We start from the raw sequence: 26,659 nt of genomic DNA, 5'->3' as shown, positions 1-26,659 counted from the left end.
GAGCCCGTCGGTTCATCTTCGCAGCACGCTCCTCGCAATGAGGGCTGCGCTGACAAGCGCTGCGAGAAGCTGGCAGCCGAGCTTGATGCCGACATAGCCGGCAAGGCTCGGATCGGGGGTCATGGCCATCGTGGCCAGTTGCAGGGCGGCGATGCCCACGCACAGCCAGATCCCGCGGTGATCTCCCAGGGCGACGAGCGCCGTCGCGGTGAGGTAGCTGAAGGTGAAGGCAATGGCGGAGAGCGCGGCGAAAGGCAGATGCTGCGCGGCCTCGGCGTAACCCGAGCCGACCAGCAGCGAGATCATCCTCTCGGGGGCCAGGGTGCAGGCGCTCACCACGGCGATGCTCACGGCAGCGAAGAGCACGGCGACCGGGGCGAGCGCCGCCCCTAGCGCCTGTCCTTCACGCCGTGCACGTGTGAGGTCGGGCAGCAGCACGGCGGCAAGGGAGAGACAGGCGAAGAACTGGATGCGCTGGAACAGCGACAGCGCGGCGATGAACCCGCCCTCCTGCGTCGGGAGGGTCGAGCGGGCGATGAAGATGTCGCCGTCGAGAACGAAAACCTGCGCCAGTTGCAAAAGAGCGAAGGGCGCGGCGCCAAGTCCGATCGCGAAGACCAGGCCGGGCTCGGTGGGGCTGGCGCGGCGGCGCGGAACCTCGGCAAGCAGGACCATCCAGCCTGCGATGATCGAAAGCGTGATGGCGCCGATCACGCCGGGCAGTCCCAGGCCGACCTTCCAGGCGACAAGCGCGAAGACCAGGCGCACCGCCATTTCGAGATTGGCGGACAGGACAATCCGGCCGGTCTTGAGCCCGCCGAAGCTGACGCCGCGAAGCAGGCTCAGCGATGCGCCGAAGGGCATCGCGGCAAGCAGCAGGATGGGAGAGAGGCTGGCCGGGCCGAGCACCGCCCAAAGCGCGATCCCGATGGGCAGACAGAGCGCCGCGAGTATCGCAAGCAGGCCGGTGTCGAGCCGCGCCAGCGCCGCAAGAAGCGAGCTGCGCTCGGTCACCGGACGGGCCGAGACGAGGTGGCTCACCGCCATCTGCGCCGCGCCGAACAGCGACAGCGCCGAGAGTTTCAGCGTCAGCAGGAAGGCGAGGCTTCCGAACAGCTCGGGTCCCATCAGCCGACTGAAGATCATGTTGAAGCCGAGGTTGCCGACATTCACCAGCATCGAGGAGGCAAAGATCGCGACGGCGGGCGTGACGAGAAGGAGGCGAAGCGAGTCGCTATTTCGGACGAGGCTTATCATGGCGGATCAGTTGGCAGGGGCGCAGACGGTCGCGGTGACCGGAGCGGCGGTTGGTTTGGGAGAGAAGTTCAGACCGAGGCGGGCGCGGCCGAGCAGCTTGAGCATTTCCATGCCGCTGCGCAGGATCGCGTTGCCCGAGACCTTCGAGCCGGGCACCTCGTCCCATTCCACCAGCGGCTGCTCGAAGAAGGCGTGGCGGCTCTCGATCGCGGCGAAACGTTCCTTGAGGCGCAAGAACAGCTCCACGTCGAACAGCCAGCCCGCGTTGAAGGGCTCCGACAGCGCGAGGCAGAGCGAGGGCGTGTTGCGCAGCATCTTCGCGCCGCATTGCGAGTCGCCGATCGGCAGGCTCAGCACCTGGCGGGCGAGCGTGGCGCAGATCGCCGAGACGATCCGGCGCGAGAAACGGCGCTCGACCCGGCGGCCCAGCATCCGCAGGCGCGCGCCATAGACGACCTGCACGTCCTGATCGCGGTCGATCACGCGCAGGAAATCCGGGATCGCGTCGAGCGGGGTTGCGAGATCCGCGTCCCAGTAGCCGACATGGCTCACGCCGCGGCCGCAGGCATGCAGCAGGCCCTGGCGCACCGCCTCGGCCTTGCCCGAATTCCGGCTCAGGCGCAGCACGGTCACGCGCTGCGGATACTCGGCGCGCAGAGCCTCGAGGCGGGCCTCGGTGGCGTCGGTGCTGCCATCGTTGACGAAGACGAAATCGACGCCGTTATGGCGCGCGATGAACTGCGCGAAGGCATCGTGATTGAAGCGCTCGGCCTCGTTGTAGCAGGGCACGACGATCAGCGCGCGCGGGCGGGACATACGGAGGCGGCGGGGCTCGCCATGTCCGCCTGAGGCGATGGGATGCGAGAGAATGGCGTTCATGGCAGCACCTTTGGATTGCGTTTAACCATGTCTCGCAAAAGGCTGCGCAAGAGTCTCAGTCGCGCAAGAATAACGATTTATCTCAAAAGGATAGGTGACCTATCCGAGTATGGCGGGCGCGCCCGAAATGACGTGTGGCCCACCTTTTCAGGCAGGCCACACGACGACGATCCTGTTGGGGGAAAGGGGGTGTGGGGTAAGGTCAGCTGCTGACCTTCAGGATCGCCCGTCTCTGGTGTCGGTTCATGCGCAGCATGGCGGCGTGGAAGCGGGCCACGCGCGAGAGCGACATGCCCTGCGTGGCGGCGCGATTGCTGCGTGCGAGTTTCTGCGCCTCTTCGGGACGGCCAAGGATGTCGCGCATCGCGAAGGCCATTTCGACCGATTTGCCGGGGGCGTAATTCGCGCCCTTCAGGCCCTCGTGTTCGCACAGGTCCACGAAATCTCCGATCCGGGGGAAGACCGGGATGGTCTCGTAGGTGGCCGCCTGGTGCAGAACGCCCGAGCTTCCGGTGGTGGCCGAATAGTCGAAGACGCTCAGACGCGCCTGCGAGAAGAATTCCGGCACGTCCTCTTCGGCGACATAGCCGTGGAAGATCACCGCCGGGTCGTTGCGGCGCTCCTCGGCGAGGCGGGCCATGTAGCCGGGGGTAGCCGGGTGGTCCATGCCGCCGATCACCAGCTCGTAGCCGCGGAATTCGGGAAGAGCGCGCAGCAGGTCGAAGGCGGCGAGCAGGGTTTCGAGCCGCTTGTAGGTGCCGAACTTGCCCATCGTGACGATCCGTTTCGGACGGTCTGCCAGCGCGGGGAGCTGGCGCGCGGTCGTGTCGAAGGTGCCATGCGGAACGTGGTGAATCTCGGCACGGGGGAAGCGCGCCTTGAGCATCTTTTCGTAAGAAGGCAGCGTGACGGTCATGTAATCCGCCGCAGCCAGCGCGCGGGCCACGACAGCGCCCCCGGCGCGCACGATCGCCTGGCGGATCGGCTTGCCTTTCAGCTGGGTATTCTCGAGGTCGATGCCCGCGACGAGGTTATGGGCCAGCACGCCGCTGCGCCATCCCATCAATCGCGCGATGGCCGGGGTGAAGAGGCCAAGCGCCGCGGGCAGTTCGCGATCGCCGAAGCTCGCGACCTGCACATTCCACAGCACGCTGTCCACCTCTTCGCGCCACAGCGCGCGCAGGATCGACGGCCCCGCCTTGACCGAGTTGAACGACCAGACGCGGCGCACGCGGATCTTCGGGCCGAGATCGAGCTCTTCCATGCGGATCGGCAGCTTGTCCGCGATCACCACGACCTCCGCCACGTCCGGGCACTCGGCAAGTTCTTTCGCGAGGTGCAGGCCGTATTCGTTGAGGCTCTGTCGGCCGGGAGGGAATGCGGTGACGAGAGCGATCGTTTGCGGCTTCGGCATGGCGGAGGTCCTTTGCGGGGGTCGTCGGTGATTGTCTGGATGGCGTGTTGTCGCCTTGTCACCTTTCTACCGCAGCGCCCGGCGCGGCGCGCGTGTGCAAGAGCAGACTGGCCCGCGAATTCGGACAGGGGGCCGCTATGCGATCGGATAGGAGGGCTATCCCGATCGTCCCGGGACTCTCCCCTCGCACCCGGGAAATTCCCGCCGATTTTTGCGAGTTTGGGACTGTGTCGCAGATCCCGGAATCACTGCGCGCGGGTGCCGCCTCCCTGCCGGCCCCGCACGTCCGGGAAGTTCTTCGCAGGATCAGACTGAGGTAACTCCCGTGTTCAAGCCAGTGTCGCGGCTTTCGATGCCAGCCCTGTCCCTCCCCCTCGCCCTGGCGGGGGCGCTCGCCTTTGCCGCAGCGCCCGTCAAAGCCGGCGAGTTCACCATCGACTGGGGCGCATTCGACTGGCCCGCCGGGTTCAAGGGGCCGCTCGACCGGACGCTCTATGACCAATACGGCTTCGCGGTGGATGTGCGCGTCGAGGTGAACGGACCTCTGGTGAGCTTCGTCAACGGGTCGGGCCAGACCGTTCAGTCCCCCGATGACGACCTCATCTTCGGCGGCAATATCGAGTCGCTGATCCTTGTCGCGGATGCGCCGCTCAACGGAGGCGCGATCGGTGACAACCGGATCATCAACACCGTTTCGGCAAGCTCGGGCGGTGTCGCGGTGCAGGTCGACAACCTGCGAATCGACGTGCTCGACATCGACGCGACCGACAACAATGCGACCTCGGACCGCTGCGATTTCGTGACCGCCTTTGGCGACAACGGCAACCCGACCCTCACCGCGCTGAGCCCGACGCCTTCGATCGTCGTCGGCCCCGGCCCCGGTTCTGGCCTGACCGGAACGCTGAGCGCGAACCAGGCGCAATGTATCTATAACGAGGGGCCGACCGGCTCCCCGACTTCGCCCAACGACTATACCGGGACGGTGCGCGCGAACTTTCCCAATGGCACCTCCTCGGTGACCTTCTGGTATGATGAGAGTATCCAGAACGTGCGCAATTACCCCGTCTTCCAGAACTATAATCCGGGCGCGCGCGGCATCGGCATGTTCGCCGAAGCCTTCTTCACCGTCGACCAGAGCATCTCGCTGTCGCGCAGCGTCTCGCCGGCTTCGGCGATTGCGGGCGATACGCTGACCTATACCTATATCGTGACCAATACCGGCACCCTGCCCTTCAACACCGGGCAGGATGTCGTGATCGAGGATTCCCAGCTCGGCACCGTCAGCTGTCCCGCGATCACCGCACCCGTGGCTCCGGGCGGCAGCCTGACCTGTAGCGCGGCCTATACCGTCAGCGTGGCAGATGCGCTGGCAGGCAATCTGACCAGCACGGCCACCGCCGGGATCGGCGCCATCGGCAGCGATTTCGTCAATCGCCTGCCGTCGAACAGCGTCACCCTGCCCGTCCCTCTCTCCGAGCCGAATTTCGGCTCGGGCCCGCTGAGCTGCCAGCCGACCACCGTATTCTCGAAGCCGCGCACCCAGATCGCAGGTCCGGGCAGCGCCGCCGCGCCGACGCTCGCCGATATCTTCGTCTTCGACAACGTCACCAGCGACAAGAACGGCAATCCGGTCGATGTGACCTTCCAGCTGACCTCGGTCAACAACGCGACCGAGGTGCAGCTCGATTCGAGCATCCAGGCGCGGATGGTGCCGACCAACAACGGCTATCTGACCTACAAGCTGCGCCTCGTGAAGGACGGCACGGCGACGGTTGCGAACCCGCAAGGCGAGCCGATCGACCAGAGCGGTTTCAACGGCCTGATCGTGATGCAGACCGATGTGGACAGTCTCGGCGCGTCGGATGACAGCTCGGACGTGGTCGGCCCGGTCGAGACGCCCAACAACATCATCTATTTCAACACCGCGCCCCTGGCCTCCTTCCCCGCGCCCGGCACGCCGATCGCGATGGACCCGGCCAAGGTCGGTGATCCGACGAACTGGATCGACGAACCCAACGAGACCGCCTACGACAACTACGCGACCTACGAATTCGACACTTTCGTCGAGGCGAGCTTCATCCACGGTTATACCGGAACTTCGACGAACAGCGGCCTGCGCGGCTCGCAGGTCCTGCTCTGCGCGATTGCCGACACCTCGGCCACCGTGATCGCGCGCGATGACGATTACACCTCGACCCCGATCAACGCCCTCGCGGGTGGCACGGCGGGCGACGTCTACGGAAACGACACGATCAACGGCTTGCTCGCCACGGCAGTGACCGCCGACCTGACCGTCCTGGCCGAAGCCCAGCCGCTCAACGCGGGCGACCCCGTCCCCTACCTCGTGACGAGCGGTCTCGACGAGGGGCGCGTGGTCGTGCCCTCCAGCGTGCCGGCAGGTATCTACACCATCGATTACGAGCTGTGCGATACGGTCACCCCCGCGGATTGCGATCGCGCACGCGTCACCATCGCGGTCTATGATGGCGACGGTCTCGATTTCGGCGACGCGCCGGTGAACTACCTGATCGCCTCGCATGCGGTGTCAGCCACGCAGAGCATCTATCTCGGGACCGTCCCGCCGGATGCGGAACTTGTCGCGCAATCCGACAGCACCGCCACTGCCGACGACCTTCTGGGCGTGGATGACGAGGACGCGGTGACCTTCCCGGCGCTGACCCAGGGCATGATCACGACGATCGACGTGCTGGTCACGGGCGATGCCTTCCTGCAGGGCTGGATCGACTTCAACGGCGATGGCGTGTTCGAGGAGACCCTCGGCGAACGCATCGCGACCGATCTGCGCGACGATGGCACGGGCTCGGACGCGGTCGCGGGCGATGGCGTGATCCAGATCACGGTCACCGTCCCGAGCGACGCGACGACCTCGGCCACCTTCGCGCGCTTCCGCTACAGTTCGCAGCAGGGCTTGCTGCCCGTCTCGCTCGCACCCGACGGCGAGGTCGAGGATTACACGCTCCTGATCGCGGCGGCCGACCTTGTGGACCGGGGCGACGCGCCCGCCTCCTATGGCGATCCGCGTCACATTGTCGTGCCGGATATCTATCTGGGTCTGGGCTTGCCCGACACCGAGGTCGTGCAGCAAAACAGCGTCAGCGCCGATGCCGACGACCTTGCGGGGATCGACGACGAAGACGCGATCGCCGCCTTCCCCAACCTCGTTGGCGGGACCACGACGCAGCTGACCGTCGTCACCCACGAGACATTGAGCATCCAGTATGACCTCGGCCTTCCGGTGACGAGCGGGATCACCAATCTCCAGCTCTGGGTCGATTTCAACCGCAACGGCGTGTTCGACGCGAGCGAACAGGTAGCGATCGACTACCGCGATGGCGGGACGGGCGATCTCGACGGGGTGTTCAACAACCAGATCACCCTCGACATCCCGGTGCCCGCCAATGCGGTTTCGGGGCAGAGCTATGCCCGCCTGCGCTGGTCCACCAGCTCTGCGCTCACCTCCGACCCGTTCGACGGGCTCAACCTCGACGGCGAGGTCGAGGATTACCTGGTGACGATCACCAATCCGAACGGCCCGTTCGCCTGTACCGACACGTTCTACATGGTCGCGACCGAGACCGCGCAGAACCTGCCCGCGCTGAGCGAGCTGATGGTGACGGAATCGGGGGGCGTCTACACCCTCTCGCAGACCCTGCTTCCGCCCGATTACACCGGCAACTATCTGGTGACCGGCTGGGGCTTTAACGAGCTCGACGGCTATATCTACGGCGTCCGGCAAAGCCCGCGCACGCTGATGCGGATCACCGCCTCGGGCGCGGTGCAGGAGGTCGCGGACATCTCGGGTCTGACGATCGAATCGCCCGATACCTCGTCGGATATCCTGCCCAATGGCGTGATGGTCTACATGTCGGGCACCAATTTCGGCCACTATCAGCTTCTGGACATCTCGGACCCGCTGAACCCCGTGGCGCTTGGTATCCTCGATACCGGGCAGAGCACGCTTTACGGACGCGATATCGCCTATAACCCGCGTGACGGCCTGCTGTATTTCATCGACTCGAACCGCAATATCTACGCGATCGACCCACTTGGCGGTACGCCCGGCGCGACCACGATCACGGCTGTCGGCAACGTGCCGCTGCCTGCGGGGATCTTCGCGATGGACCCGGATTCGGTCTGGTTCGACGGTTCGGGCTTCCTCTATCTCTTCGACAACCAGACCCGCCAGGTCTTCGCGGTCGAGGTCGGCACCGAGGGCAATCGCCCCGCCAGCTTCAGCTTCATCGAGGTCGAGGGAACGGTGGCCGATCTGACCTATCAGGGCAATGACGGGGCCTCGTGCCGCGCCCCCGGTCCCTTTACCTCGACCGTCTTCGTCGAGGGGTCGATCTCGGGCCGTCTCTATGTCGACGCCAATCTCAACAGCGCCTATGACGCGGGCGAGACGGCGGTCGGTGCGATCACGGTGACGCTTTACGACGACAACGGCACGCCGGCCGATCCCGCCGACGATATCCAGGTCGCAACGACCGAGAGCGCGGCGGATGGCACCTACAGTTTCGCCACCGTCGATGCGACCAAGACCTACCGGATCGAGGTGGACGCCGCCGATACCGATACGCCCGCGGGCTATCTGGTCGCCACGACGAACCCGCTGACGGGTGTGGTGGTGACGCAAGGGGCGGACACCTCCGATCAGAATTTCGGCTATGCTGAGGGGGCGCAAAGCGCGGACCTGTCGGTGTCGCTCGCGATCACCGATCCCTCGGGCACGCCGCTGACCGAGGCCGCCGCCGGTGCCACGATCGAGATCCGCGTGAGCGTGACAAATGACGGCCCGTCGGGCGCGACCGGGGTGCAGGTCCGCGATCTGCTGCCCGATGGCTACAGCTATGTGTCGGACGATGCAGCCGCGCTTGGCGACAGCTACGACCCCTCGACCGGGATCTGGGACATTGGCGCGGTCGCGAGCGGCGAGACGGTCACGCTGGCGATCACCGTCACGATGAACGCGACGGGCGAGCACACGAACGCCGCCGAGATCGTCGCCGCCGACCAGCCCGACCCGGACAGCGATCCGGCGGTGGGTGCGCTGACCGATGATCTCGCGGACGGGATCGCCGATGATGACGAGGCCTTCGCCACCATCGCGCTGAGCGGTGCGGGGGGGGTGCTCTCGGGCACGGTGTTCCTCGATAACGGCGCGGGCGGCGTGGCCTATGACGGCGTGCCCGACGCGGGCGAGCCGGGTTCGGCTGCGGCGAAGGTCGAGGTCTTCGACGCGGGCGGCGTGCTGATCGACACGCCCGAGATCGCCGCCGATGGCACCTGGTCGCTGGTCCTGCCCGATGGCTATGCGGGCGAAGTGACCGTTCAGGTCACCGCAGGCGAAGGCCATCAGGTGATCTCCGAAACCCCCACGGCCCTTCCCGGCAAGATCGACACCGATCCGCGCGACGGCGCCTTCACCTTCACCGTGGCGGCGGGCACCGATTACGCCGGTCTCGATGTGGGTCTGCTGCGCGAGGCGCGGCTGAGCGAGAGCCAGTCGGGCGCGATCTCGGCGGGTCAGGTGGTGATGCTCTATCACCGCTATACCGCCGACGGTTCGGGTCTCGTGGATTTCTCGGTGACGACGATCAGCGAGACCCCGACGAACGGCTATTCGGTGGGTCTGTTCCAGGATCTGGGCTGCGACGGCTCGACCGATGTCGCGATCACCGGGCCTCTGCCGACCGCCGCTGATACCGAGATCTGCCTCGTGGCGCGCGTCTCGGCCAGCTCGGCCCTTGGTCCGAATGCGAGCTATGTCTTCCAGCTCGACGCGGCCACCAGCTACGGCGCGACGGGGGTTAGCGAGATCGACAGCAACACCGACCGGCTCGTTTCCTCGGGCCAGGTGGCCGAGCTGAAGCTCTCGAAGACCGTGCGCAACGTGACCAAGGGCGGGGCCGAAGGCCTGCGCAACGGCGGCGCGCCGGGCGATATCCTCGAATACCGCATCGCGGTCGAGAACCCGACGGCCCTCCCCGCGAGCGAGGTCAAGATCTACGACCGCACGCCGCCCTACACCACGCTTGCGGGCGCGGTCCCCTCCCCGATCGCGGTGGGCGGGATGAGCTGCACCCTGGCCGAGCCGGCGGCGAACGCGGCCGGCTACGCGGGCAACCTGCGGTGGGACTGCACCGGGCTGATGCTTCCGGGCGCGTCCGGCGCGGTGAGCTTCGAGGTGCGGATCACGCCCTGAGCGTGATACGCGCCCCGGCCTCGGGTCGGGGCGGCAGCTGACGACGAGACGGGCGGGGCGCGCAGGCGCCCTGCCCTTTTTCCTATCACGGGTCTCGGGAAGCTTGGCCCTCTCCCTTTGCGGGCGCCCGGCGACAGGCAGGCGTCGGCAGGATGACAGGGGATGGCGTCACCGCACGCGGATCACGTCTGGCACATGGGCCCGAGGGCTGGCTGGCGGTGCAGGGTGAGACAGGGGCAAGGCCGCGCCTCACCCCCGGGCGCTCATTCGGCGAGGAGTTCTTCGTAAAGCGCGGGCAGCGGGGCATAGAGCGCGGCCAGCTCGCCGCGCAGCGCGAATGCGGCGTCGTCCTGCCCGGTGTCGCAGGCGCTCTGGATCTCGCGGCATTTCTGGCTGAGCGCAGTGGCGCCCATCATCCCGCTCGTCCCGGCCAGCGCATGGGCGCGGGCACGCAGATCGTCGCGCTCCGTCGCCGAAGCGATCCCCTCGATCTCGCTCTGCGCCGTCTTCAGAAAGCTGGCGACCTGCGCGCGCGTCTTCTCGAGGCCCAGAAGATCCAGCAATTCGCTGATCTGATCGGCCGAAATCGCATCGTTTGTATCGTCGTCCTCGGCCGCGCCGTCTTCGACGTCCTCGGCGGTCGGGGCGCTGGCGGAGTCGCCGTGTGTCCGGGGGGCGACCTCGCGCAAGGCCTCGGCCAGCGTCTTGCGCCGCACCGGCTTCTCGACGAAGCCCTCCATCCCCGCGTCGAAAAACTCGGCGCGTTCCTCGGGCATCGCATGGGCGGTGACCGCGATGACCGGCGTCAGCCGGTTCGGCCCCTCGCCCTCACGGATCGCGCGGGTCGCCTGAATGCCGTTGATCTCGGGCATCGAAATATCCATCAGGATCGCGTCGAAGGGGGCCTGCGCCGCCATCTCGATCGCTTTGCGGCCGCCCGACGCGACGCTGACCCTGTGGCCCATCTGTTCGAGCATCGCGCTCAGCAGGTCACGGTTGAGCAGGTTGTCGTCGACCACCAGCAGATCCATCCCCCGTTGATCCGTCGCCTCCGGGAGCGCTCGTTGCGTCGACGGATCGGCCTCGGTCGTTCCACGGACCGGGATGCGAACGGTGAATGTGGTGCCCTTGCCAAGCTCGGAGTCGCAGGTGATCGTGCCGTGAAGCCGCGCCACCATCCGTTTGACGATGCCCAGTCCAAGCCCGGTCCCGCCGGTGCGGCGTTCATAGCGGCTGTCGAGAGAGACGAAATCCTCGAAGATCCGTTCGCGATCTCCCTCGGAGATGCCCGTGCCGGTGTCGATCACCTGCAAGCGCAGCATCCGGTCGCCCGGGTGCGAGGCGGGCAACTCGCTGGGGGCGAATTGCGCGCGCAAGGTGACGTCTCCGCCGGGAGAGAACTTGATCGCATTGCTGAGAAGGTTCGCAATGATCTGCTGCAATGCCCGCGGATCGGTCAGCACCAGATCGTCGCTGAGGTCGTTCTGGTCGAGGTGGATTCTCACCTGGGCGCTGTCCGCGAAGGGCTGCATCGCGCCGACCATCGTTGCCGTCATCGCCGCGAGATCGACCGGCGCGATCAGCAGACCTTCCTCGCTCTCGGAGCGTTCGATGGCGAGCACGTCGTTGATATGGCCCATCAGCACGTCGCCCGAGGACATCGCCGCCGCGAGATACTTGCGCTGGTCGGGGGTGAGCTCCGACCCGTCGAGCAATTCCAGCGCCGCGATCACCCCGTTGAGCGGGGTCCGCATCTCGTGGCTCATCATCGCGAAGAAGCGCGATTTCTCGCGATAGGCGGAAAGCGCCTCGTCGCGCATCCGCAGCAGTTCCTCTTCCTTCTCCTTCCGTTCGGTGATGTCGCGGAAATAGGCCACGAACAGATTGCGCTCCTGGGTGCGGACCAGCGAGGCCACGATTTCCGCGGGAAATTCGTGGCCGTTCGCGTCGAGCATCGGAAATTCGACGGGTCCCTTGTCGGCGATGCTGCTGACGCCCGTGGTCCGGAATTTCTCGAGATAGCTTTCGAAGAGTGCGCGGAACCGATGCGGTACCAGCGTGTCGGGCATCGAGGAGCCAAGCAGCTCCTCGCGGGGGCGGGCGAAGATTTTCTCGGCCGAGCCGTTGAGATCAACGATCGTCCCGAAATCGTCGATCATCAGCACCGCATCGAGCGAGGCGCGCAGCATGGTGTCGAGCCGTGCCTCGTTCTCGGTCGCGCGCTGCGTCGCGATCCGCAGCGACCGGGACCTCTTGGACAATACGTAGATCGCGCTGAGCAGGAAGAAGGCGACGAGGATCACGACGTAGATCAGCGTCTTGATATAGAGGCTGACCTGAGCGCGTTGCGTCTCGGAGCGTTGCGCATGGATCGCGATCGAGGCGATGGCCACCTCGCGCGGGACGTTGCTCATCTCGTCGAGCGAGTTCGCCAAGGGAACCAGCGCCGCGCGCAGTTCCTCGTCGCTTCCGTCGATCGCGGGAAAGTAGCTCTCGAGCATCTTCAGCAGTCGCGAGATGCCGTCGATCTCGTCATTGGCGTTGATGTGCATCGTCTCGGCCAGCTTCACGCGGCTGTAGAACACATCGAACCGGGCCCGCAGCGGTGCGAGATCGTTGGTCTCACCGAAAATGACGCGGTGAAGGGCGTCGTTGAGTTTGAGGTATTCAACCTCAAGTTGCGAATAAGCCCATCCGCGCTGGTCTTGTCGCGCGGTCTGAATCTCGTCGAGCTTGTTCCAGATGGAGAGGGCGAGGATCCCGCCGACTCCCAATGCGATGACAAGGGACAGAAGCCAGCCCCGATAAAGCCAAGTGTTCTTCATCGACCTTCCGAAGCCATCACGCATACTCTCCCGTAGCCGAGAGTTACTCGAAAGTCACCCGGTCAAGTTGCCAGATGGCGCGGCTGTAATAGGTTTCCGCCTTGTAGTCCGGCTTGTCGTCGAACGGGTAGATCACCCAAAGCGGACCCTTGTCGCGGCGCGACATTTCGTTGCCGTTCATCGCATAGGCAATGATGGGGCCGCCCTCGACAGCGTCCGAAACCGGGATCTTGACCGTGTAATCGTTGATCGCGGTGGCGCTGATAGTGCCTTCGGTCACGCCGAAAGCCGCGGCGAAATCGGCGAGCGAGACGCCGGTGAACTCGACCGGGCCGCCCTCGGTCCATTGCGTCGAGGTGGTGAAGCTGGTCGCCGGCATGGCCTTGAGCTCATCCATCGTCATCGCGGTCTGCTCGCCATTGTGGCTGACGGTCAGCACGGCGGTCTCGGCCTGCGCCCCACCCGCGACGAAAGCGGCGATCGACAAGGCTGCGGCGAATAGATGTTTGCTGAACATTTCGTACCCTCGGAGTTGCGACATAAATCCAGGCTACAACGTGAATTCTCGCCAGGCCGTTTTCCAGCGCGCAGAAGAACAGCTGTGCTATACTTCCGTATATAAGAGGAGGCATTCGCCTAAGGCGTGTAAAAGGTTTTGCCAAGCCCACCGCCTCCTGCGAAGAAGACATGCCGCAAGATCAGGCCCAGCTATGCGGTGGGATGTATTGTTAACGGAAGGGTTGCCGAATGCCTTTACGGATATTGATTGCAGACGACCACGACCTCGTGCGTGAAACCATCGCGATGTTCCTCGATGCCGATGGAAATGCCGAGACGCACTCGGCCAAGGACCTTCCCGAGGCGATCGACAAGATCGAGACGGCCGGTCCGTTCGACCTGGTGCTGCTCGATTTCACCATGCCCGGCATGAAGGGGCTCGAGGGTCTCGAGAAGGCGCTGGCCGCGAATGGCGGACAGCCCGTCGGCCTGATCTCGGGCACCGCGACGCGACTGATCGCGGAACAGGCGCTCGAGGCGGGGGCCGCGGGCTTCCTGCCCAAGACCCTTCCGGCGAAATCGCTGGTGAATGCGGTGCGCTTCATGGCCGCCGGCGAGATCTACGCGCCCGTCAGTTTCATGTCCGGCAAGGACGACCCAGAAGAGACCGATTTCGAGCGCGATCTGTCCGAGCGCGAAAAGCAGGTTCTGCGGGGTCTGATGGCCGCGAAGTCGAACAAGGAAATCGCCCGCGATCTCGACCTGCAAGAGGTCACGATCAAGCTGCATGTGAAGACGCTCTGCCGCAAGCTCGATGCGAAGAACCGCACCGATGCGGCAATGATCGCGCGCGACGCGGGATTCGTCTGACCCTTTAGAAACTCTCTCCGATCACCATGGCGCATCTGCGAAAGCAGGTGCGCTTTTTCTTTGTTTCCGAGGGGCTTGGCGCGATCGGTGCAAGCCCGCTATCCGGCCCGGCAGTCGCGCCTATCCCGAAGGATAGCGCCCTCTCCTCTCTGCCTTTCGATTAGACCTCCGCGCCAATGCACGCGGCGCTTTCCCTCGCAATGATGAGCTCATCACCGCCCGCTTGGTGCAAGCGAGCTGATGCGCAACCGCCGGTCCTCCGGCCCCCTGAGGGAAATCACATGCCCCGTCCCCTGACCCTTTTCATCGTCCCGGCGCTGGCCGGTCTCAGCCTGAGCCTTTCGGCCGCCCCCGTCGCTGCGGACGCGCTTGAAAGCAAGCTCTCCTATCTCGTCGTGACCCAGGATGCGGAGGGCCAGGAAGCCCTCGTCGAACGCGCCGAAGTCGAGCCCGGCGAGGTCATTCAATACACCCTGTCGCACGAGAACATGACGGCAGACGAGATGCAGGGCCTCGTGATCGCGGCGCCTGTTCCCGAGGGCGTGTCCCTCGCCCCGGGCGGCCAGACCACCTCGGTCCCCGCCACCTTCGAGATCCAAGCGGAACTCGATCCCGAGCTGGAAGGGCTGGAATGGTCCACCCTCCCGGCGATGCGCAAGGTCGTCGATGCAGACGGGAGCTTGCGTGAAGAAGAGCTGCCGATCGAGGAGGTCCGCGCCGTGCGCTGGTCTCTGAACGAAGCGCTCGAAGCGGGCGAGATCGCCCTCAACACCTACCGCGTTCGCGTCAACTGATCCGCGCTCCCCGGATCGCCTCCTCAACCTTACAGAAATGGTAAAAGACAGTGTCCTATCAATCTAAATTCCTCCGCACGGCGAGTGTCGCAGCCATCGGTATCGTGCTCGGCACCTCCGCCCACGCCCTCAGCCCCGAAGCGGGCGCCGTGATCGGCAACCAGGCGGTTGCCACCTATCAGAACGGCGCGGGCGACACGATCACCGTGACCTCGAACACGGTCGAGACCCTCGTCCAGCAGGTCGCCGGCGTCACCCTGACCTCGGACAACACCGAGACCATCGCGCCCGGCGGCAAGGCCTTCCTGCCCCACGTCATCACCAATGACGGCAACGGCCCGGACAGCTTCACCCTGACCGCGATCGAGACCGACACCGGCACGCTCGACACGACCAACCTCGTGTTCTACCCCGACGCCAACATGGACGGCGTGGCCGACAGCTCGACCCCGATCACCTCGACCCCGGTTCTTGCCAATGGCGAGCAGTTCGGTGTCGTGATCGAAGCGACCGTTGCCTCGACCGCGACCGGCTCGGACTCGATCACCGTGACCGCGACCTCCTCGCTCGACGGCTCCGTGACCTCGGTGAACACCGACACGCTGACGATCTCGACCGATGCGATCGTCGAACTCGTCAAGAACATGACCGTCGATCCGGGCGTGAACGGGATCGTGGATGCGGGCGACGAAGTCACCATCACCCTGACCTATAACTCGTCCGGCCTGACGGCGGCGAACAACTACTCGGTTCAGGATATCCTCGACGGCGACCTGACCTTTGTTCCGGGCTCGGCCGTGTGGTCGGATGCCTCGGGCGCGCTCGATGACAACAACACGCCCACCGCGATCGACGCGACCAACGGCGTGGGCGAGACCATCGCCTGGGATTACGACGACGCGCAGACCGTCGGCTTCACGATCTCCTCGGTGGGTTCGGGCCGCTCGGGCAGCGTGACCTTCAAGGCCGTGATCGGCGCCACCGCGAATGCGGGCATCATCCAGAACGCGGCGACCCAGAGCGTCGACGGCGTGGCCTTCCCGCCCTCGAACACCGCGCAGATCACCGTGGACGAGCAATATGCCGTGGCGATCGCCGACACCGCGATCAATCCCGACCTGACGCCCAACACCGGCACGGTCTCCTCGACCGATGACGACGCGGCCAACAACGATGTCGTCACCGAAAGCACCGATGTCTATCAGGGCGGCGTGATCAAGCACGAGTTCGTTCTGACCAACAACTCGAACGCGACCGACAGCCTCACCCTCTCGGTGAACAATGTCGACTACCCGGCCGGGACCACCTTCCGCTTCGTGGGCGCCGACGGCGTGACCCCGATCGTCGGCCCGATCGGTCCGATGGCGATCGGCGAAAGCCGCACCGTGACCCTCATCGCGCAGCTGCCGACCGATGTCGCACCGACCGCGACGACGGATTACACCGCGACCGTGACCACGACCTCGCAGGCTTCGGGCATCTCGGACAGCTCGACCGCCGAATTCAACGGCGCGGTCCTGGCCTCCGCGGTCGACCTCGAGAACGCGGTTCTCGGCTCGGAAGGCGATGGCGCGAACCCGACCAACGCGGGCGCTCCGTGGGTGACCACCGCGACCGATCCGGGCCAGCCGGTGACCTACGAGATGGTGGTGCAGAACAACGGCCCGGTCTCGGACACCTACACGCTCTCGCTCGGCACGCCGCTCCCGGCTGGCTGGACGGTGGAGTTCCAACTCGCTGACGGCACGGTCGTCTCGAACACCGGCACGATCCCCGCGGGCAGCTCGGAGAGCATCTTCGTGGTCGTGACCCCGCCGGAGGACGAGCTTCCTGGTGACACGCTGATCGACATCAACGTCGCCTCGGCCGTCTCGGGTCAGTCCGACAGCATCACCAACCAGGTGACCGTGAACGAGATCTACAACGTTCAGATCATCGACGATCAGACGGTTCAGGCCTCGCCCGGCGGTGTCGTGGATATCCTGCACACCGTGACCAACACCGGTAACGTGACGATCACCGATGGTGCGATCACCGAAAGCGGCCTGTCGGGCTTCTCGGGCGCGATCTTCTACGACGCCAACAACGACGGGGTGCTCGATGCGACCGACCCGGTTGTGGCTGACTTCGCGGATATCGCCGGCGGCCTCGCACCGGGTGACAGCCTCTCGCTGATCTACCGCGTGCAGACCCCTTCGACCTCCACGGTCGGCGTCTCGGAAATCGGCACGATCACAATCTCGAACACGCTGAACCTGACGCAGGCGGATGTGGACGGCTCGGACAACGCCACCTCGGACACGATCCAGATCATCTCGGGTGACGTCACGCTGACCAAGTACCAGTACATCGACGCCAATTGCGACGGCTCGGTTGGGACCTTCACCAAGACCCGTCTGGATGTCGAACCCGGTCAGTGCATCCGCTACCTGGTCGAGGCCGAGAACACCGGCTCGGCACCTGCCCAGAACGTGGTGATCAACGATGCGGCCCCGGCCTACACCTCGATCACCAACTGCGGCGGCGCCTGTGCGGAGGCTCTCGTGCCCGGCACCTCCACCGCCACGATCTCGGCCACGAACCTGAGCTCGTCGCACGGAACGGTGCTGCCCGGCTCCAAGGCCTCGGTCGAGTTCACCGTCCAGGTCGACAACTGACCTCCCCCCGCGCTCCCGCCTGGACCTGTCCGGCGGGGGCGCACCCTCCCCTTCCCTGTTCCTCTTATTCGACGGAAAAACCAGATGCGCGGTTGCCCTTCGATCTTCCCGTTTCGCTCTCTGAGGGTTGTCGCCCTTCTGGGATTTGCGATTTCTCCCTTTCTCTCCTCGTCTTCGCATGGCGCGAGCGTCCCTGCCGAGACGCTGATCCGCAACCAGGCCGAAGCGACCTATTTCGACCCTTCGCTCGGTATCGAGGCCACGGTCTACTCCAACACGGTCGAGGCGATCGTCGGCGCGGTGCCCGCGCTCTCGCTGACCGGCCTGTCCGAGCTGATCCTGTCCCGTGGTGCGATCGGCCAGTATTACTTCGACCTCGAGAATACCGGGAACACCCCGATCGAGGCGCTGCTTGCGATCGCCGACACCGAGAACGCCGCGCTGATCCAGAACGCCCGCCTCGTGCGCGATCTCGATGGCAACGGCCGCATCGACCCGACCGATCCGGTGGTCTCCGTGTCCGACGCGCTGGCGCTGGAGCCGGGCGACCGCGCGGGCTTCATCTACGAATTCCGCATCTCCTCGGCCGCGCAGGCCGGTGCGACGCTCGCTTCGGTTCTGAGCGCGACCGGCATCGCGGGCGACGAGACGCTCTCGATCTCGGCCCAGGGCGTGACGCGCCTCACCGAGGCCTCCCTGGAGATCGAGAAAGAACAGGCCGTGGCCGCCGGCGAGACCGCCGACCGCCTGACCTACACCCTGCGCCTGCGCAACAATTCCGACGCGCCCGTGGCGGCCTATGACGAGATCGACGGCCAGCCGCTGCGCATCGACGGCGTCCAGCGCGCGGGCGTCCTGCTGCGCGACGAGATCCCGCTCAACACGGTCTTCGCGGCCCCTGTGACGGGCGGCGGCATGGAGGCGCTGTATCACATCGCGGGCGACGAGCCCCATGACTACGTCACCGCCCTGCCCCGCGATCTCTCGACCATCGACGCGGTCGCCTTCTTCTTTGCCGGCGACTACGCCCCGGGCAAGTCGAGCGATCCCGCCTTCGAGGTGAGCCTGAACACCGCGCTCGGCGACGTGACGGTGGAAAACACCGCGCGCGTCTCGGTGAGCCCCGATCTGTCGGTTGCCTCGAACGAGACCGTGCACCAGCGCGACACCGACGCCGAGGCCTCGCTGCGCTTCGTCGACCCTGTGACCGGCGACGACATGACCTCGGGCGAGCCGGGCAAGGATACGCGACTGGCGCTTTTTGCGGGGGCCTGCAACAGCACCGCCGCGATCGACAAGATCGAGATCACGCTCGTCTCGCGCCGCACGGGCGACTCCGAAACCGTGACCGCGACCGAGACCGGCGCCAATACCGGCATCTTCACCACCGCCGACGTGGTGCTGGCCGAGATGGTGGCCGTGCGCGCGGGCGACGGTGTGATGGCGACCACCAAGGGCGACGAGATCCTGGCATTCGCCGATTGCGGCGCGGGCCGGATCAGCGACACGCTTCCCGTGGTGCCGGGCAACTTCCTGTTCAACTCGGTCACGAACGCGCCGATCGAAGGCGTGGCCGTGACCCTGATCGACGCCGAGACCGGCGCGCTCAAGGGCATGACCGTGACCGATCGGCAAGGTTTCTTCGCCCTCCCGCCGGTTTCGGAAGGCGCCTATGCCTATCGTCTGGTGGGGGCCGATGGCTGGACCTACCCGTCCGTGCGCGCCGATTTCCCGGGCTATGGGCGGCTGGTCACCGAGGCCGGTTTCGGCGAGAGCTTCGCCCATGAGGGCGGCACGCCCGCGCCCTCCGACATCCCGGCCGATCCCTACTATGCCGTGCCGCTCTCGCTCGCCAAGCAGGCCGAGCGCGACCAGGTCGGCACCGGCGAGATCCTCACCTACACGCTGACGCTCACGAACAACATGTATCAGGCGATCATGTACACGCGCCTGCTCGACGACCTGCCCAGGGGCGTGACCTATGTCGAGGGCTCGGCCCGCTATGACGGCGAAGAGATCGCCGATCCGCAGCGCGACGCTACGGGCGATCTGACCTTCGATCTGGGCACGCTCGAGCCTCTGGACACGACCGTTCTGACCTATGCGGTGCGCTTCTCGGCCGCCGCGCGCGAGGGCCGCAACGTGAACACCGCACTCTTCTCTGGCTATCAGGCGGGCACCGGCACGCTGCGCAGCTCGGAGGCCGCACGCGCCGTGGTCGAGCTGAGCAACGCAGGCGGCGTCTTCGCCCGCGAAGGCACCGTGATCGGCTCGGTCTTTCTCGATTGCGACGGCAACGGCATTCGCGGCGACGCGACCGAGCCCGGCGTGCCCGGCGTGCGGATCGTGACCGACCAGGGCCTGAGCGTCGTGACCGATATCGACGGCAAATACTCGCTCTTCGGCCTGTCGCCGGTGAACCATGCCTTCCTCGTGCAGCCCGAGACCCTGCCCGTGGGCACCGAGGTCAAGATCACCCGCACCAACGATCTGGGTGCCGGTGGCTCGCGCCTGATCCCGCTGCGCAAGGGCGAGATGCGCGCCGAGCATTTCGCGCTCGAAGCCTGCTCGCCCGAGGCGCTGGCCGAAGTGGAGGCCCGCCGCGCCTGGTTCGAGGAGAACGCCGCGACCGAGGCCTTGACCGCCGCTGACCTGCCGCTGGTGGGCCGCCGTGCGCCGACCCGTTCGGCCCGCACCGAGGCCGGGATCGCGACCAAGACCCAGCTTTCGCCCGAGAAACTCGCCCGCGAGGCCGAGGCCCGCGACGAGGCCCAACTGGTCCAGAAAGCCCGCGAGATCCAGCGCCGTGCGCCGCTCGCGCAACTGCTGCGCGGCCTCGACAACAAGGCCGGTTTCATCGAGCTGGAGGAAGGCACCACGCTGACCCGCAGCACCACGAATATCCGCGTGAAGGCGAACATGGCGCTGACCCTCGCGCTGCTGGTCAATGGCCGCGAGATCGAGGCCAGCCGCATCGGCGAGCGCGCCTCGCTGGAATCGCGCGATATCCAGGCGCTGGAATTCGTGGCGGTGGACCTGCGCGGTGGCGACAACATCCTGACCCTGATCGGCCGCGACCCCTTCGGCATCGAGCGCGAGCGCGTGGAGATGACCGTGACCGCACCGGGCGCCCCCGCCCGCATCGAGATCGTCGCCCCTGAAACCGCAAGCGCCGACCCCACGACCCCCTTCCCCGTCGTGCTGCGCCTGCTGGACGCACGCGGGCGCGCGGTTCCGGCCTCGGCCGTGGTCACGCTCGATGCGCGCCGCGCGATCTGGGACGTCACCGACATCCGCCCCGACACCCCCGGCATCCAGGCCTTCATCGACAATGGCGAAGCCACGTTCAACGTGATCGCGCCGCAGGTCTCGGGCCCCGACCGCCTGAGTGTGCGCGCAAGCTTCGACGCCGCCAGCGTCTCGGTGGATTTCACCCCCAACCTCGATGAGCGCATCATGATCGGCGTGATCGAGGGCGCGGTGAACCTCGGGGGCTCGGGCAAGGGCGAATTCATCGCCGCCGACAAGATCTCGGGCTTCGAGGACACGACGACCGGCCTGCGCGGCTCGCTCTACCTCAAGGGCGCGATCAAGGGCGATGCGCTTCTGACCCTGCGCTACAATTCCGACCGCGACACCGAAGCGCGCCTGTTCCGCGACATCCGCGGCGACGAATACTACCCCGTCTACGGCGACCGCTCCGAGCGTGGCTACGACGCGCAATCGGCCTCGAACCTCTACGTGAAGGTCGAGAAGGGCCGCTCCTATGTCCTTTACGGCGATATCGACATCGCCCCGGAAAGCCCCGCCTTCAAACTGGGCGCGACCAACCGTGTCGTGACCGGCGGCAAGGCCTACTGGGCGAACGAGCGCACCTCGGTTTCGGTCTTCGCGGCCAATGTGAAAGCCGAGCAGCGGATCGTGGAAATCGCCGGTCGCGGCGTGTCGGGCCCCTACACGATCGACCTGAAGGGGTACGTGGACGGCTCCGAACGCGTCGAGATCCTCGTGCGCGACGAAGATGGCGGCGACGTGATCTCGGCCGAGCCGATGCGCCGTGGCACCGACTACCTGCTGAACTTCTTCAGCAACACGATCACCTTCGACACGCCGGTCCACCAGTTCGACGAATTCGGCAACCCGGTCTCGATCCGCGTGACCTACGAGGTCGAGGCCGAGAATGCCGAGCGTTACTGGCTCTATGGCGGCGAGGTGAACCACGCGCTGACCGAGCGCACCAAGATCGGCGCGCGCATTGTCAATGCCGATGCGAAGAAAGGCACCGATGCCCGGATGCGCCTCGCTGCGGCCTATGTCACGCATGAGGCGAAGAACGGCGGCCGCTGGGAAGCCGAGATCGCGCGCTCCGAGGATCAGGACGGCGAGACCGGCAAGGCCGCGCGCGTCGCCTATGAGCGCAAGACCGAGACCAGCCGCTTCCAGGCCGAGGCGATCTATACCGACAAGAGCTTCAAGGCTCCGGGCGCGATCGCGGCCGCTGGCCGGACCCAGCTGCGCGCCTCCTATTCCGAGACGCTCAGCGCCGACAGCGCGATCTCGGTTGCGGGCGAAGCGATCTACGACCGCACCAACAAGACCTCGCTGCACCGTCTCGAAGTGCTCTACGACTACCAGGTCTCGCCCCAGCTCGGCCTCGAGATCGGCGCGGAATACGAGCGCCGCAAGGCGGGCGGCGAGACCGACGAGACCACCTCGGTCCTGCTGGGCGCCGACTGGAGCCCGAAGCATCGCGAGAACACCAATATCGCGGCGCGCCTGCGCTACCCGGTCAGCGGCGAAGGGGACCCGACCCTGACGCTGTCGATGGTGTCCGAGCCCAAGCCCGGCTGGCGTGCCTACAAGAAATCCGAGATGACATTCGGCGACGGCATCGTCACCACGCGCGACTCTCTGGGCTTCGACTACCGCCTGAACGAATGGCTCCACGGCACGTTCGATCTGTCGCGCAACGCAGGCGATCCGGCGACCACCTACACGCAGGGTCTCAACGGCGTGTGGAAGCGGGACGACCTCACCACCTTCACCGCCTCGATCGAGCATTCGCGCGAGCTGGAGACCTCCAAGGCCAAGCTGACCTCGGTCGCGCTCGGTGCGAAATGGGAGGCCGAGGACCAGAGCTGGGTCGGTGACGCGGATCTCGACGCCACGTTCGAACCCGAGGGCGCGACCTATTACGCAAGCCTCGGTCTGGCGGGCAAGATCAACGACGACCTCACCGTTCTGGGCCGCACCCGCGTGGCGCTCGACAAGCGCGACGGTCAGGACCACCGCCGCATCCGCACCCGCGTCGGCCTCGCCTATCGCCCGATGGAGAATCCGCGCCTTGAAGTGCTGGCCTGGTACGAGAACCGCATCGAGAAGCGCGACAGCGAAAGCCGCACCCATATGTGGTCTGTCGATGCAAGCTACGAGGCGAGCGCGGACCTGCGCCTGAACGGCAAATATGCCGGTCAGCACCAGAGCTATCGCAACGCCGGGTCGGTCTCGGCAGATGCTCTGACGCAGCTGGTGCAGGGTGGTCTCAACTACGAATTCGGCGGCGACCGCTTCCAGATCGGCCTGAATGCGAGCCACCTGTGGGACGACACCGGCAGCACCTCGAGCGGCTTCGGCGCCGAGATCGGTTTCGTGCCGACGAAGGGCACGCTGATCGCGCTTGGCTACAACCGCATGCAGGGCCGTGTCGCGAACCAGTCCCAATTGCATCAGGACGGGTTCTACCTGCGCTTCACCCTCCTTCTGGACAATTCCCTCTGGGATCGTCTCGACGGTTTTCTCGGCAACTGAGCGACACTGGTGCCGGGAAAAAGGCCGCCTCCCCTCTGCGCATCCGGGGGGGCGGCCACTTTCTTCTCGAACATGGGCCCCGCAAGGGGGAAGGCACGGCGCTTAAGGGTGGCGGCCTATCCTTTAGAGCACCGCGTTCGACCTCTGCATGTGCCCGATTCGCATGGCTTTTCCCGAATAATGGTCGGTGTTCTCATGTCGCTTATGGAGACCCAGGATGCCATTACGAGCCACCATTATCGCAGGCCTTTCCAGCCTATGCCTTTCAAGCTGCTTCGAGCCCGCCCGCGCAGGCGGACTGAGCGTTGCCCATGACGAATTCCGGTTCATTCCCGATTTCGGGATCGAAGCGACCTCGGTGACGAAGGTGCACCTCGTCGTCCCCCCCTCCCCCACCCCTTCCCCGGAAGCGCCGCGCCGCGCGCCGCCGGTGTTCGGGGAAACCGCGACCGATCGGCTCAAATCGCTGATCGCGCAGGTCGAGGCCGGGCGCGGCGGCTATGACGCGATCGTCTATTCGGCGCGCGTCAAGCCGGGCAAGCGCCCCAGCCAGATGACCATTTCCGAAATCTACGCCTGGATCGCGGCCACGCCCAATCAGGGCCACGCCATCGGCCGCTACCAGATCATTCCGCAGACCTTGCGCCGGCTCGTCAGCCTCTCTGGCCTGCCACTGAGTGCGCGCTTCGATGAGACCACGCAGGATTTCCTCGCGGATCTGCTGCTTGAGGATGCGGGCTATGGCGCCTTTCTCGACGGCGAAATCGAGCGCGCCGAGTTCATGAACAACCTCGCCCGGATCTGGGCGGGCCTTCCGACCATCTCGGGCAGATCCTACTATCACGGCATCGCGGGCAACCGCGCCGTGATCGACTGGCGGAACTTCGAGACCGCCATGGATCGGATCTTCTCGACCAAGGAGCGCTCTGTGGCGCGATCGGAGGTGCTGAACTTCTGACACACCCCAAACTCCGTTCTCTGATAAAGATTCCTCAACTGGACGCGCCCTCACCCGGCGCGTCTTTTTTGTCTTGGGGGGAGGAGAATCGCAGGGCGCCTGTCGTAGTGACCCAAGGGGCGGCGACACAAGATTTTGATCCGGCGGCGGATCTTGGGCGCGATTAGTGTCTAATCTTGCGTGTAATCCCTATATCTTGTGAAAAAAGACTTGCCAGACTCAGGTGATTCCGTCCAAGTATTTACGCTAAGAGCAGTCTAAGACGCAAAAAAGCGTAACATACGGCACAAAGCAACGGGCGAGCCCCATTTTCTTTATCCCCTGCCGTTCGCAACGCAAAGCGCGCGACTGCCCGACCGGGACAGAGGCAAGGGCATGGCAATGGCGAAAGACCGTATCGACCTTCTGGTAGGCGACCATGCCGCGCGCCTGTCCGAGCGCCTTCAGGCCCATCGCGAACAGCTTTTCCCGCCAGATGCCCGCAAGGAGCTGCGCAAGTTCACCTCCGGCGAGGTGGCCGACCTTCTGGGCGTGAAAGACGCCTATCTGCGCAAGCTCCACCTCGAGGGGCGCGGGCCCGAGCCCGAGATCCGCGCGGGCGGGCGGCGTTACTATTCGCCTCAGGACATCCAGGCGCTGCGAGAGATGCTGGAAAAGGGCGCGAAGACGCCGGGCACCTACCTCCCCGGACGGCGCGAGGGCGATCATCTGCAGGTCATCACGGTGATCAACTTCAAGGGCGGCTCGGGCAAGACGACGACCTCGGCGCATCTGGCGCAGAAACTCGCGCTCGACGGCTACAAGGTGCTGGCGATCGACCTCGACCCGCAGGCCTCGTTCTCGGCCCTGCACGGCTACCAGCCCGAGTTCGACCTGCTCGACGGCGGCACGCTTTACGACGCGATCCGCTATGACGATCCGCTGCCGATCCGCGACATCATCCAGAAGACCTATTTCACCAATCTCGACATCATCCCCGGCAATCTCGACCTGATGGAATTCGAGCATGACACCCCGCGTGTGCTGGCCGCGCGTTCGGGGCAGATGTTCTTTACCCGCGTGGGCGAGAAACTTGCGGAAATCGAGTCCGATTACGACGTCGTCGTGATGGATTGTCCGCCGCAACTCGGGTTCCTGACCATGTCCGCCCTCTCCGCCGCAACGGCCGTTCTGGTGACCGTGCATCCGCAGATGCTCGACGTGATGTCGATGTGCCAGTTCCTGCTGATGACCTCGAACCTCCTTGGCGTGGTGGCCGAGGCGGGCGGCGACATGAATTACGACTGGATGCGCTACGTCATCACCCGCTACGAGCCGGGCGACGGGCCGCAAAACCAGATGGTGAGCTTCATGCGCTCGATGTTCGGCGATCATGTGCTCAACCACCCGGTGCTGAAATCCACCGCGATCTCGGATGCGGGGATCACCAAGCAGACGCTCTACGAGGTGGAGAAGGGACAATTCAACCGCGCCACCTACGAGCGGGCCGTCGAAAGCCTGAACGCCGTGAACGGAGAGATCGAAACCCTGATCCAGCAAGCATGGGGACGCGAGAATGGCACGTAAGGATTTGCTCAAGAACCTGATGGACGCGGCCCCCAGCGATGCGCCGCGCGCCGCGATGCCGCCGCGATCGGCCAAGGGTGCGATCGGCGCGGTCAGCCAGTCCATCGCCGAGCTGCGCGACCGGGCGCTGATCGAGGTGCCGGTGGACCTGATCGACGACGCCGGTCTCAAGGACCGGCTGGACGAAGACGACGGCATTGCCGAGCTGGCAGCCTCGATCCGCGACTACGGCCAGCAGGTGCCGGTCCTTCTGCGTCACTCGCCCAATACCGAGGGACGCTACGAGATTGTCTATGGCCGCCGTCGCGTCGCCGCGATGAAGACCCTGGGCCGGCCGGTAAAGGCGATGGTGCGCGAGCTGAACACCCGTGACCTGATCGTCACGCAGGGCCAGGAAAACGCCGCGCGCAAGGACCTGTCCTTCATCGAGAAGGCCAATTTCGCCGCGCAGATGGTGGCGCAGGGCTTCGATCGCAAGGTGGTCTGCGACGCGCTGCATATCGACAAGACCGTGATCTCGCGGATGCTTTCGGTCGTCGAGGCGCTGCCCGAGGGGCTGATCCCGGCCATCGGCGCGGCCCCTTCGGTCGGGCGTGACCGCTGGCTGGCGCTGGCCGAGCGCGCCAAGGGCCGCGACGGGGCGGAGCTGCGCGCGATGGTGCAGGGCGCGACCTCGGACGCGCGCTTTGCCGCCGTCTTCGCAGGGACCGCGCCGAAGAAACCGGCCAAGGCGACGACCGCCTCCCCTGCCCCGCTGCGGGGTGCGGACGGTGCGGCGCTCGGCGAGGCCAAGCCCTCCGCCAAGGGCGCACAGATCAAGCTGACCGACCCGGAATTTTCCGGCTGGCTGGTCGAGAATATCGAGGAGATTCACCGCCTTTTCCTGAAAAAGCGCGGCGAGTGACAG

Annotated in this window: 13 protein-coding genes; 8 read left to right on the top strand and 5 right to left on the bottom strand. The window is 65.7% G+C overall.

Annotation, left to right across the window (positions count from 1 at the left end; all coding sequences use genetic code 11):
• Positions 1–12 precede the first annotated feature (12 nt).
• The 3 genes from BMG00_RS17295 to BMG00_RS17285 form a co-directional block, all read right to left on the bottom strand.
• Positions 13–1,257 (bottom strand): MATE family efflux transporter, encoded by a 1,245-nt coding sequence (locus BMG00_RS17295; protein ID WP_078575339.1) that lies wholly within the window; start codon positions 1,255–1,257, stop codon positions 13–15.
• A gap of 6 nt (positions 1,258–1,263) precedes the next feature.
• Positions 1,264–2,136, bottom strand: coding sequence for a glycosyltransferase (locus BMG00_RS17290; protein WP_078575338.1), 873 nt, complete (start codon positions 2,134–2,136; stop codon positions 1,264–1,266).
• A gap of 202 nt (positions 2,137–2,338) precedes the next feature.
• Positions 2,339–3,550 carry a glycosyltransferase gene (locus tag BMG00_RS17285; RefSeq protein ID WP_078575337.1) on the bottom strand — a complete coding sequence of 404 codons (1,212 nt, stop codon included), beginning with the start codon at positions 3,548–3,550 and terminating at the stop codon, positions 2,339–2,341.
• Between the two features lie 325 nt (positions 3,551–3,875).
• On the opposite strand from BMG00_RS17285, the gene BMG00_RS17280 reads away from it, so the two are divergent.
• Entirely contained in the window at positions 3,876–9,776 is a 5,901-nt protein-coding gene (locus tag BMG00_RS17280; protein WP_245795080.1) for a GEVED domain-containing protein, read from the top strand.
• 263 nt (positions 9,777–10,039) lie between these two features.
• Here BMG00_RS17280 and BMG00_RS17275 read toward each other — a convergent pair whose 3' ends face one another.
• Together BMG00_RS17275 and BMG00_RS17270 are read right to left on the bottom strand one after the other, a co-directional pair.
• Positions 10,040–12,601 carry a hybrid sensor histidine kinase/response regulator gene (locus tag BMG00_RS17275; protein WP_158521762.1) on the bottom strand — a complete coding sequence of 854 codons (2,562 nt, stop codon included), beginning with the start codon at positions 12,599–12,601 and terminating at the stop codon, positions 10,040–10,042.
• A 43-nt stretch (positions 12,602–12,644) separates the two neighbouring features.
• Positions 12,645–13,118: a putative pterin-binding protein gene (locus tag BMG00_RS17270; RefSeq protein WP_078575335.1), complete on the bottom strand. Its 474-nt coding sequence runs from the start codon at positions 13,116–13,118 to the stop codon at positions 12,645–12,647.
• A gap of 230 nt (positions 13,119–13,348) precedes the next feature.
• Here BMG00_RS17270 and BMG00_RS17265 point away from each other — a divergent pair, with 230 nt between their 5' ends.
• The 7 genes from BMG00_RS17265 (at position 13,349) to repB (ending at position 26,656) form a co-directional block, all read left to right on the top strand.
• On the top strand, positions 13,349–13,969 hold the full coding sequence (locus tag BMG00_RS17265) for a response regulator transcription factor (protein ID WP_078575334.1): 621 nt from the start codon (positions 13,349–13,351) through the stop codon (positions 13,967–13,969).
• 281 nt (positions 13,970–14,250) lie between these two features.
• Entirely contained in the window at positions 14,251–14,763 is a 513-nt protein-coding gene (locus BMG00_RS17260) for a DUF11 domain-containing protein (protein ID WP_078575333.1), read from the top strand.
• 50 nt (positions 14,764–14,813) lie between these two features.
• Positions 14,814–17,420, top strand: a complete 2,607-nt coding sequence (locus BMG00_RS17255) for a beta strand repeat-containing protein (protein WP_078575332.1) — start codon at positions 14,814–14,816, stop codon at positions 17,418–17,420.
• Positions 17,421–17,504: 84 nt separating this feature from the next.
• Positions 17,505–23,228, top strand: a complete 5,724-nt coding sequence (locus tag BMG00_RS17250) for a DUF11 domain-containing protein (protein ID WP_078575331.1) — start codon at positions 17,505–17,507, stop codon at positions 23,226–23,228.
• A gap of 217 nt (positions 23,229–23,445) precedes the next feature.
• Positions 23,446–24,186 (top strand): lysozyme family protein, encoded by a 741-nt coding sequence (locus BMG00_RS17245; RefSeq protein WP_146642694.1) that lies wholly within the window; start codon positions 23,446–23,448, stop codon positions 24,184–24,186.
• A 375-nt stretch (positions 24,187–24,561) separates the two neighbouring features.
• The gene (gene repA / locus BMG00_RS17240) at positions 24,562–25,752 is read left to right on the top strand and encodes a plasmid partitioning protein RepA (protein WP_078575327.1); all 1,191 of its coding nucleotides are present in this window, start codon (positions 24,562–24,564) and stop codon (positions 25,750–25,752) included.
• Positions 25,742–26,656 (top strand): plasmid partitioning protein RepB, encoded by a 915-nt coding sequence (gene repB, locus BMG00_RS17235; protein ID WP_078575326.1) that lies wholly within the window; start codon positions 25,742–25,744, stop codon positions 26,654–26,656. The genes repA and repB overlap by 11 nt, the downstream gene beginning before the upstream one ends.
• The last annotated feature ends 3 nt before the right edge of the window (positions 26,657–26,659 follow it).

The organism is Thioclava marina (genome assembly GCF_002020135.1).
GTDB classification, from domain to species: Bacteria; Pseudomonadota; Alphaproteobacteria; order Rhodobacterales; family Rhodobacteraceae; genus Thioclava; species Thioclava marina.
This window is presented reverse-complemented; position numbering and strand designations above follow the sequence as displayed.

Bases quoted from the DNA above. Each gene is read 5' to 3' on its own strand.
- BMG00_RS17295 (WP_078575339.1), bottom strand. From the start codon at position 1,257: ATGATAAGCCTCGTCCGAAATAGCGACTCGCTTCGCCTCCTTCTCGTC.
- BMG00_RS17290 (WP_078575338.1), bottom strand. From the start codon at position 2,136: ATGAACGCCATTCTCTCGCATCCCATCGCCTCAGGCGGACATGGCGAG.
- BMG00_RS17285 (WP_078575337.1), bottom strand. From the start codon at position 3,550: ATGCCGAAGCCGCAAACGATCGCTCTCGTCACCGCATTCCCTCCCGGC.
- BMG00_RS17275 (WP_158521762.1), bottom strand. From the start codon at position 12,601: ATGAAGAACACTTGGCTTTATCGGGGCTGGCTTCTGTCCCTTGTCATC.
- BMG00_RS17270 (WP_078575335.1), bottom strand. From the start codon at position 13,118: ATGTTCAGCAAACATCTATTCGCCGCAGCCTTGTCGATCGCCGCTTTC.
- BMG00_RS17265 (WP_078575334.1), top strand. From the start codon at position 13,349: ATGCCTTTACGGATATTGATTGCAGACGACCACGACCTCGTGCGTGAA.
- BMG00_RS17260 (WP_078575333.1), top strand. From the start codon at position 14,251: ATGCCCCGTCCCCTGACCCTTTTCATCGTCCCGGCGCTGGCCGGTCTC.
- BMG00_RS17250 (WP_078575331.1), top strand. From the start codon at position 17,505: ATGCGCGGTTGCCCTTCGATCTTCCCGTTTCGCTCTCTGAGGGTTGTC.
- BMG00_RS17245 (WP_146642694.1), top strand. From the start codon at position 23,446: ATGCCATTACGAGCCACCATTATCGCAGGCCTTTCCAGCCTATGCCTT.
- repA (WP_078575327.1), top strand. From the start codon at position 24,562: ATGGCAATGGCGAAAGACCGTATCGACCTTCTGGTAGGCGACCATGCC.
- repB (WP_078575326.1), top strand. From the start codon at position 25,742: ATGGCACGTAAGGATTTGCTCAAGAACCTGATGGACGCGGCCCCCAGC.